This is a genomic window from Nonomuraea sp. NPDC001684 (assembly GCF_053596515.1).
In genome coordinates, this window is record NZ_JBSFGJ010000427.1 from 1 (window position 1) to 7,985 (window position 7,985).

The following is a 7,985-nucleotide window of genomic DNA, read 5'->3' on the forward strand; positions in this document are numbered from 1 at the left end:
ACCAGCGCCTCGAACCGCCGGGCCGCCGCCGGCGACAGGCCCTCGATGCGGAAGACGTCCTGGCCGGGGTGCCCGAAGCCCGGGGCCACCGCGAACCTTCCGGTGGGCAGGGGCGCGCAGTGCAGGGCGTACACCTCGCGCGGCGGGACCGGGTCCATGGCCCCGTCGCCGATCATGGCGCGGGCGCCCTCGCAGGTCTCCTCGGCGGGCTGGAAGAAGAAAACCGCCCGGCCCTGGGGCCGCTCGCGGGCCAGGGCCCGCGCGACGCCCACGCCGATCGCGGTGTGCACGTCGTGCCCGCACAGGTGCTCCGCGCCGCCGGGCACGGCGACCGCGTCGAGGTCGGCCCGGTAGCCGATCGCGGGGCCGTCGCCGGCGTCCAGGACCGCGACCACGCCGTGGCCGCCGACGCCGGTCCGGACCTCCAGACCCGCCTCCCGCAGCGCCGCCGCCACCAGGGCCGCGGTACGCCGCTCCTGGCCGGCCGGTTCGGGGTGGCGGTGGATCTCGCGTCGTAACTCGATCAGATCGTCGTCGCTCATGGCCGAATGCTGGCACATCGTCCCGGAGTCGAACTGATGGAATGGATGGGTTTGGGGTGACGCCGGTGTCAAGGTTGCATACTTCCCCGCATGATTTTCACGCAGGCAGAGCTCGACTACCTGACCGGACAGCACCTCGGCCGGCTGGCCACCGTCTCCCCCTCCGGAGACGTGCAGAACAACCCCGTCGGCTTCTTCGTGGACGCCGCCACGGGCACGATCACCATCGGCGGGCACGCGATGGGCGCCTCCAAGAAGTTCCGGAACGTCCGGCAAGGCAGCACCGTCGCCCTCGTCGTGGACGACCTGGCCTCGGTCGACCCGTGGGTGGTGCGCGGCATCGAGATCCGGGGCACGGCGGTGGCCCTGGCCGACCACGAGCCGCCGGTGCCGTACTTCTCGCCGGAGGTCATCGTGATCACGCCCGTCAGGATCGTGTCGTGGGGGATCGACGGCGGGCGGTCGTCCCGGACCGTCTGAGGGCGCGGGCCGGCGCCGGTCGCTAGCGCGGCGGGCGCCAGCCGTGCGCGAGGAGGTCGAAGACCTGCTCGACGGCCCCGCGCAGGTCCTGCCGCCCCCGCGTGAGCGCCGGGATGTCCAGGACGAACCGGGCGAGCGCGTGGCAGGCGACGTCGTCGGGGGCCACGCCCGCGTCCTCGGCGATGGCCGTGCCGAGGGCGGCGGCGTGCCTGGTCCACATCCGTTCGTAGTACTCCAGCAGCGCCGGCGTGGACTCCACCAGCTCCGTGAACCCGGCCCGCAGCGGATGGGCCGCGACCTGCGGCCAGGACGCCAGCACGTGCCGGCGCAGCGCCTCGACGACGCTCTGCCCCTCCGGACGCCCGCGCACCGCCGCGACCAGCTCCGCCTCCCGGTCGGCCTCCTCGTCGAAGACCAGCGCCTCCTTGCCGGGGAAGTGCTTGAACAGCGTGGTGGTGGACACGTCGGCCGCCTCGGCGACGTCCCTGACGCTCACCCGGTCGTAGCCGCGCTCCAGGAACAGGCGCAGGGCGGCGTCGGCGATGGCTCGGCGGGTGGCGGCCTTCTTGCGTTCGCGGCGGCCGGCGACGGGTGGCGTGTCCATGCCGCCCACCCTACCAAAAGGTGGCATGAGTGAATTAGTTGACCTGTTGCACTTTTGTACTCGTTCTGCTTCTCTGGAACGGCGGCGCTCGTCGTACCCACCCCTGATCACGAACGAGAGGTCCCGTCATGCGCTCACCCGCACCCGCCACCGCGCGCATCCACGTCGTCGGAGCGGGCCCCGGCGGGCTCACCTGCGCCCGCGTCCTGCAACGGCACGGCATCCCCGTGACCGTCCACGACCGCGACGCCCACCCGCGGGCCCGCGACCAGGGCGGCACCCTCGACCTGCACGCCGACGACGGCCAGGTCGCCCTGCGCGAGGCCGGCCTGCTCGACGACTTCCTCCGGCTGGCCCGCCCGGAAGGGCAGGAGATGCGGCTGCTCGACCCGTCCGGACGGCTGCTCGACCACCACGTCCCGGCCGCGGGCGAGCTCTTCAAGCCCGAGATCGACCGCGGTGTGCTGCGCGACCTGCTGCTCGGCTCGCTGGAGCCCGGGACCGTGCGGTGGGGCGCCGCCGTCGAGCAGGTCACCGGCCCGCCCGGCGGCCCGCGCCGGGTGCACTTCCGCGACGGCACGTCCGTCGAGGCGGACCTGGTCATCGGGGCCGACGGCGCGTTCTCCCGGGTGCGCCCGGCGGTCTCGGCCGCGACGCCGCGCTACACCGGGGTCACCTTCCTGGAGGCGTGGTTCCACGACGTCGAGAACGCCCACCCTGCCCTCGCCGCGCTCGTCGGACAGGGCGGCGCCACCGCGGCCGACGGCGACCGCGCCCTGTTCGCCCAGCGCAACGGCGGCGACCACATCCGCGTTTACGTCATCCAGCGCCTGCCCGCCGGGTGGATCGCCGCGAGCGGCCTGAGCGCCGGCGACACCGCCGGGATCCGCGCCCGGCTGCTCGACGCGTTCTCCGGCTGGTCGCCGGACCTGCTCGGGATGATCACCCGCAACGACGGGCCGTACGTCGATCGCCCGCTGTTCGCGCTGCCCGTGCCGCACGTGTGGGCGCGGTCGTCCAGCGTGACCCTGCTCGGCGACGCCGCCCACCTCATGCCGCCGCTCGGCGTGGGCGCCAACCTGGCCATGCTCGACGCCTGCGAGCTCGCCCTCGCGCTGGCCGGCTCCGCCACGGTGGCCGAGGCCGTGGCCGCGTACGAGAGCACGATGCTCCCGCGCGCGGCGGACGCGGCCCGCGCCCTTGAGCACGGCGCCGAGGCCCTGCTCGAACGGCACGAGAGCGGCGAGCTCGCCGCCTTCGCCCCGCCCCGCCGCTGACCCGGCCCCGGCCCCGGCCCCGGCCCCGGCCCGGCCCTGCCCCTGGGGGCCTAACGCGTGGCCGCGGTCACGAACAGCGGCAGGGCGAGGAACAGCCGCCCGGCCCGCGCCCGTTCCCGCTGCTCGGCGAGCCAGCCCTCGGCCTCCGCCGCACTGACCGCCCCGGCCGAGCGCGCCTTCCCCGCCAGGTCGGCCAGCACGGCCACCAGCGTCGCGTCGGTGACGACGCTGGTGTGCACCTCGACGGTGACGTCGGTGAAGCCGGCGTCCAGCAGCAGGTTGCGGGTGCCGCGGACGACGCGGGGCGATGTGACGAGGTCGGCGCGGGCGTGCACGATCCGGCGGGTGAGCGCGGCGTCGCCGGAGTCGATGACGATGGTGTCCCAGTCCTGCCCGAGCAGCACGATCCGCCCGCCGGGCGCGAGCACCCGCCGCGCCTCGGCCACGGCGCGGGCCGGGTCGTCCAGGACGTGGTACACCTTCTCGGCGCGATAGCCGCGCAACTCGCCGTCGGCGAACGGCAGCGCGTACGCCTCCGCCACCCGGAACTCGGCGGCGGGCCACCGCCCGGCCGCCACGCCGATCATCCGCTCGTCGGGGTCGACGCCGATCGCCCGCGCGCCCAGCCCGGCCAGCTCCGCCGCCGCGCGGCCGGAGCCGCAGCCGACGTCGGCCACCGCCGCCCGCGGCGCGAGGCCGAGCAACTCGTAGGAACGCGCCCGCAGCTCGGCCGCCCCGGGCAGGTGGTCCGCGAGGTCGAGCAGGGCGATGAGCGCGTCGGTCTCCTCGCCGGTACGGCCTGTCGTCTGGTTCTTGGTCATGTGCGGGATCCTGCGGCTTCAAGTGCGCTTGAAGTCAAGCCGCTTCCTGGGATCGGCGGTCCTGGGAAGAGCGGTCCGTTCCGCCGCCGGCGCGGGAGCGGCAGGGTGGGCTGCGGCCGCGCGAAGGGCCGGTCCGGACGAGGAGGGTGATCACGCGATGAAGGCTGTGCGGTTCCACGAGTACGGCGGGATCGACGTCCTGCGGGTGGAGGAGGTCGAGCGTCCGGCGCCGGGGCCCGGTCAGGTGCTGGTCGAGGTGCGGGCGGCCGGGATCCAGCCCGGCGAGACGATGATCCGCCAGGGGGCGCGGCACGGGCGCTGGCCGGCGACGTTTCCGTCCGGGCAGGGCAGCGATCTGGCCGGCGTGGTGGTGGCGGCCGGTCCGGAGGTGCGCGGGTTCGCGGTGGGCGACGAGGTGCTCGGCTTCACCCATCGCAGGGCGAGCCACGCGGAGTTCGTCGTGGCCGACGACGTGGCGCTGACCCTGCGGCCCGCGGGGCTGCCCTGGGAGGTGGCCGGGTCGTTGTACGTGGCCGGCACGACGGCGTACGCCACGGTGTTCGCGGTCGATCCGGGGCCGGGGGAGACGGTGGTGGTGTCCGGGGCGGCGGGCGGGGTCGGGTCCATCGCCGTGCAGCTCGCGCGGCGGCGGGGGGCGACGGTGGTCGGGCTGGCGAGCGAGGCCAACCACGCCTGGCTGCGGGGGCGCGGCGTGGTGCCGGTCGCGTACGGGGAGGGCGTGGCAGAGCGGATCCGGTCGGCCACCGGCGGGAAGGTGGACGCGTTCATCGACACCTACGGGGACGGGTACGTCGATCTGGCGGTCGAGCTGGGCGTGCGGCCCGACCGGATCGACACGATCTGCGACTGGGCGGGCGCGGCCAGGGTCGGCGCGCGGACGTACGGGGAAGGGGCGGCCGCCTGCGCGGTCGTGGTCGGGGAGCTGGCCCGGCTCGCCGCGCGGGGCGAGCTGGAGGTGCCGATCGCCCGCGTGTACCCGCTGGAGCAGGTCCGGGACGCCTTCGGCGAGCTGGAACGTCGGCACACCCACGGCAAGATCGTGCTCACGCCGTAACGGCAGCCTACGGACGGGTCGGGGTTGCCCCCGACGTGGAGCAGGGCGCGCGGCTACGGACGAGTCGCTCTCACGTGGAACAGCGCGTGCGGCTACGGACGGGTGGCGCGGATGTGGAACAGCGCGTGCGGCAGGTCGCCTTCGGCCTCCACCCGGAACCCGGCGCCCGGGATCAGCGTGCCGAGCAGGGCGCGCAGGTCGTGGCGCATCGCGGGACCGGCCAGCGCGCCGACGACGCGGCGGGCCAGCGGGCCGGTCGGCGGCCGGAACTCGGCCACGAGCAGCCGCCCGCCCGGACGCAGCACGCGGAACATCTGGCGCAGCGCCTCCGGCCTGGCCGCCACGGGCATGTGGTGCACCGCGAAGCTGGAGACGACCAGGTCGAACGAGCCGTCCGGGAACGGCAGGTCCTGGCCCTCGCCGACCACGTAGTCGCAGTTGGCGGGGGCGCGCCGGGCGGCGTACCCGATCATCTCGGGGGACGGGTCGAGGCCGGTCACCCGGCCGCTCGGGGTGACAACGGGGGCGATGATCCGGGTGAGGTAGCCGGTGCCGCAGCCGACGTCGAGCACGCGGTCGCCGGCGCGCGGCCCGGCGGCGGCGGCCAGGCGGGTGAACGCGGCCCGGCGCCCGCCGAGGAACGCGACCGCGCTCAGCAGCTCGTACCGGCGCGGGTAGTCGATGGTGCCGCCGGACTCGGCGTGCTCTTCGTGGTGGTGCAGAAGCCTTCCCAGCATGACGGTTCCTCCGGTCAGTTGCCGAACAACCTGTTCGGTAATGAATGATGTGTTCATACGGGACGCGGGTCAACGAGCAGATCGGCCGTGGCGTCCGATAGCGCACAGGGAGGGGGAAGGTGTCCGGAGACCGGCGGGTGCGGCGCACGCGGCGACAGGTCCGGGAGGCGCTGGTGTCGCTGATCCTGGAGAAGGGCTACGAGGCGGTGACCGTCACCGACATCATCGAGCGGGCCGACGTCGGCCGCTCCACCTTCTACGCCCACTTCTCCGGCAAGCAGGAGGTGCTGCTCAGCAACCTGGCCGAGCTGGCGTTCCTGCGGCGTCCGCCGGGCGGCGGCGCGCCGGGGGAGTTGTTCGCGTTCAGCCTGCCGATGTTCGAGCACGTCCGCGAGCAGGAGCGGCTGGTGCGCGCGCTGCTCGGACGGCGCGGCGGCGGGCCGGTGTACGCCCGGGGCGAGCAGGTGGTCGCCGACCTGGTCAGGGCCGACCTGCTGGCGGCGGGCGCGCGGGAGCGGGCCGGGCTCGACCTGCTGGTGGTGTGCGTGGTGGGGGCGTTCATGGGGCTGATGCGGGCCTGGCTGGACGGCGCGACCGCCGCCTCGCCCGCCGAGCTCGACGCCGCCTTCCGCGCGGCGGTGACCCCGGGCGTCCGGGCCGTCCTGGGCCCGTCCGCGGGGTGCGGCACGTAGGCTACGGTGGGAACGTTTGTGATCTACGGCCAGGAGACCGGACATGGCAGGTGACGACGACATCTCCGGGTGACACCGGAGGGTGATCGGCCCCGGCGTGCGCGCGTGAGCGCCGCCGACATGGGCCTTTTCGTCGTTCCCCGAAACCCTGTCCCCTTCACCGGGCGGCTTCGGCGCGCCCGCGTCCTCCTCCGAGGTTCACATGCTCTCCAACCCCTGCCCGCCGGCCGGCGACGTCCTGCTGGCCCACGATCTCGTCCGGACGCTGGGCACGCGGCGCGTGCTCGACGGCCTCTCGCTCACCGCCGCCCCCGGCCGCCGGATCGGGCTCATCGGCGAGAACGGCGCGGGCAAGTCCACGCTGCTGCGCCTGCTGGCCGGCGTGGACGAGCCCGACTCCGGGACCGTCGTCCGCCCCGCCGACCTGGGCTTCCTGCACCAGGAGCTGCCGTTCGCGGCTGGCGACACGCTCGCCGACGTGCTCGACGACGCCCTGCGCGAGGCGCGCACGGACCTGGCCGAACTCGACCGGCTCACCCGCGAGCTGGCCGGGTCGCCGGAGGACGCCGCGCTGCTCGAAGCGTACGGGGCCCGGCTCGACCAGGCGCAGCAGCACGAGTCCTGGGACGCCGACCGGCGGGCGGAGATCGTCCTCGACCGGCTGGGCCTGGGCGGCGTGCCGGGGACGCGGGCGCTCGGCTCATTGTCCGGCGGGCAGCGCGGCCGGCTCGCCCTGGCGGCGCTGCTGATCAGGCGGCCCGCCGCGCTCCTGCTCGACGAGCCCACCAACCACCTCGACGACGACGCCGCCGTCTTCGTGGAGGAGGAATTGCGCGGCATGACCGGCGTGGTCGTCGTGGCCAGCCACGACCGGGCCTTCCTCGACGCGGTCTGCACGGACCTGCTCGACCTCGACCCCGCCGTGGACGGCCCCGTCCGGTACGGCGGTGGCTACAGCGCGTACCTGACCGGGAAACGCGCCGAGCGCGAACGCTGGGAGCGGCGACACGCGGCCGAGCAGGAGGAACTGGACGAGCTGCGCCGCGCCGTCGCGGTGACCGCGCGGCGGGCGGCGCAGGACGGATTGCGCCGCGACAACGAGAAGATGGGCTACGGACACCGCGCCGGGCGGGTGCAGCAGCAGATCTCCCGGCGGGTGCGCGAGGCCGCGCGCCGGCTCGCCGAGCTGGAACGCGACCAGGTCCCCGCCCCGCCGCCCCCACTGCGCCTGCGCCCCCGCCTCACCGCCCCCCTCCCTCCCCCCGAAGGCCCGGAGGGGGACCGGGGCGGCGCGGCGGGCCGGGGTGGCGGGTCGTTGGTGTCGGCGCGGGACGTCCGGGTGGCGGGGCGGCTCGCGCTCGACCGGCTCGACCTGCGGGAAGGGGACCGCCTGCTGGTCACCGGCCCGAACGGCGCGGGCAAGTCCACCCTCCTCGCGGTCCTGTCCGGCGACCTGGAGCCGGCCGGGCAGGTACGGCGGCGACCGGGGCTGACCGTCGGCCTGCTGCCCCAGGACACGACGTTCGAGCACCCCGGCCGCACGGTGCGGGAGACCTACGAGCAGGCCCTCGGGCCGGAGCGCGCCGAGGCCGTGCCGCTGCGCTCGCTCGGCCTGATCCGCGCCCGCGACGCGAACCTGCGCGTGGGTGAGCTGTCCGTCGGCCAGCGCCGCCGCCTCGCGCTGGCGCTGCTGATCGCCGACCCTCCCGACGTGCTGCTGCTCGACGAGCCCACCAACCACCTGTCGCCGGGCCTGG

Annotated in this window: 9 protein-coding genes; 5 read left to right on the forward strand and 4 right to left on the reverse strand. The window is 75.3% G+C overall.

What is annotated here, in order from left to right; all coding sequences use genetic code 11:
• The coding region (locus ACWCSD_RS42420) for a M20/M25/M40 family metallo-hydrolase (RefSeq protein ID WP_449923561.1) at positions 1-542 on the reverse strand (542 nt) is incomplete at its 3' end.
• 90 nt (positions 543-632) lie between these two features.
• Between ACWCSD_RS42420 and ACWCSD_RS42425 the strand changes: the two genes are divergently transcribed.
• Positions 633-1,022, forward strand: coding sequence for a PPOX class F420-dependent oxidoreductase (locus ACWCSD_RS42425; protein ID WP_449923564.1), 390 nt, complete (start codon positions 633-635; stop codon positions 1,020-1,022).
• A 22-nt stretch (positions 1,023-1,044) separates the two neighbouring features.
• On the opposite strand, the gene ACWCSD_RS42430 is transcribed toward ACWCSD_RS42425, so the two are convergent.
• Positions 1,045-1,626 (reverse strand): TetR/AcrR family transcriptional regulator, encoded by a 582-nt coding sequence (locus ACWCSD_RS42430; RefSeq protein WP_397157638.1) that lies wholly within the window; start codon positions 1,624-1,626, stop codon positions 1,045-1,047.
• Positions 1,627-1,754: 128 nt separating this feature from the next.
• Between ACWCSD_RS42430 and ACWCSD_RS42435 the strand changes: the two genes are divergently transcribed.
• Positions 1,755-2,903: an FAD-dependent oxidoreductase gene (locus ACWCSD_RS42435; RefSeq protein ID WP_397157636.1), complete on the forward strand. Its 1,149-nt coding sequence runs from the start codon at positions 1,755-1,757 to the stop codon at positions 2,901-2,903.
• Between the two features lie 50 nt (positions 2,904-2,953).
• Here ACWCSD_RS42435 and ACWCSD_RS42440 read toward each other — a convergent pair whose 3' ends face one another.
• A complete protein-coding gene (locus ACWCSD_RS42440) occupies positions 2,954-3,724 on the reverse strand; it encodes a methyltransferase domain-containing protein (RefSeq protein ID WP_397157634.1) in 771 nt (256 codons plus the stop codon).
• A gap of 157 nt (positions 3,725-3,881) precedes the next feature.
• Here ACWCSD_RS42440 and ACWCSD_RS42445 point away from each other — a divergent pair, with 157 nt between their 5' ends.
• Positions 3,882-4,799, forward strand: coding sequence for an NADP-dependent oxidoreductase (locus tag ACWCSD_RS42445; protein WP_397157632.1), 918 nt, complete (start codon positions 3,882-3,884; stop codon positions 4,797-4,799).
• Positions 4,800-4,891: 92 nt separating this feature from the next.
• On the opposite strand, the gene ACWCSD_RS42450 is transcribed toward ACWCSD_RS42445, so the two are convergent.
• Positions 4,892-5,536: a class I SAM-dependent methyltransferase gene (locus ACWCSD_RS42450; protein WP_387683050.1), complete on the reverse strand. Its 645-nt coding sequence runs from the start codon at positions 5,534-5,536 to the stop codon at positions 4,892-4,894.
• Positions 5,537-5,655: 119 nt separating this feature from the next.
• Here ACWCSD_RS42450 and ACWCSD_RS42455 point away from each other — a divergent pair, with 119 nt between their 5' ends.
• Positions 5,656-6,228, forward strand: a complete 573-nt coding sequence (locus ACWCSD_RS42455) for a TetR/AcrR family transcriptional regulator (RefSeq protein WP_449923569.1) — start codon at positions 5,656-5,658, stop codon at positions 6,226-6,228.
• Positions 6,229-6,430: 202 nt separating this feature from the next.
• The coding region (locus ACWCSD_RS42460) for an ABC-F family ATP-binding cassette domain-containing protein (protein WP_449923572.1) at positions 6,431-7,985 on the forward strand (1,555 nt) is incomplete at its 3' end.

Excerpts from the sequence above, each read along its gene's own strand:
- ACWCSD_RS42430 (WP_397157638.1), bottom strand. The coding sequence starts at position 1,626 with ATGGACACGCCACCCGTCGCCGGCCGCCGCGAACGCAAGAAGGCCGCC.
- ACWCSD_RS42445 (WP_397157632.1), top strand. The coding sequence starts at position 3,882 with ATGAAGGCTGTGCGGTTCCACGAGTACGGCGGGATCGACGTCCTGCGG.
- ACWCSD_RS42440 (WP_397157634.1), bottom strand. The coding sequence starts at position 3,724 with ATGACCAAGAACCAGACGACAGGCCGTACCGGCGAGGAGACCGACGCG.
- ACWCSD_RS42450 (WP_387683050.1), bottom strand. The coding sequence starts at position 5,536 with ATGCTGGGAAGGCTTCTGCACCACCACGAAGAGCACGCCGAGTCCGGC.
- ACWCSD_RS42435 (WP_397157636.1), top strand. The coding sequence starts at position 1,755 with ATGCGCTCACCCGCACCCGCCACCGCGCGCATCCACGTCGTCGGAGCG.
- ACWCSD_RS42425 (WP_449923564.1), top strand. The coding sequence starts at position 633 with ATGATTTTCACGCAGGCAGAGCTCGACTACCTGACCGGACAGCACCTC.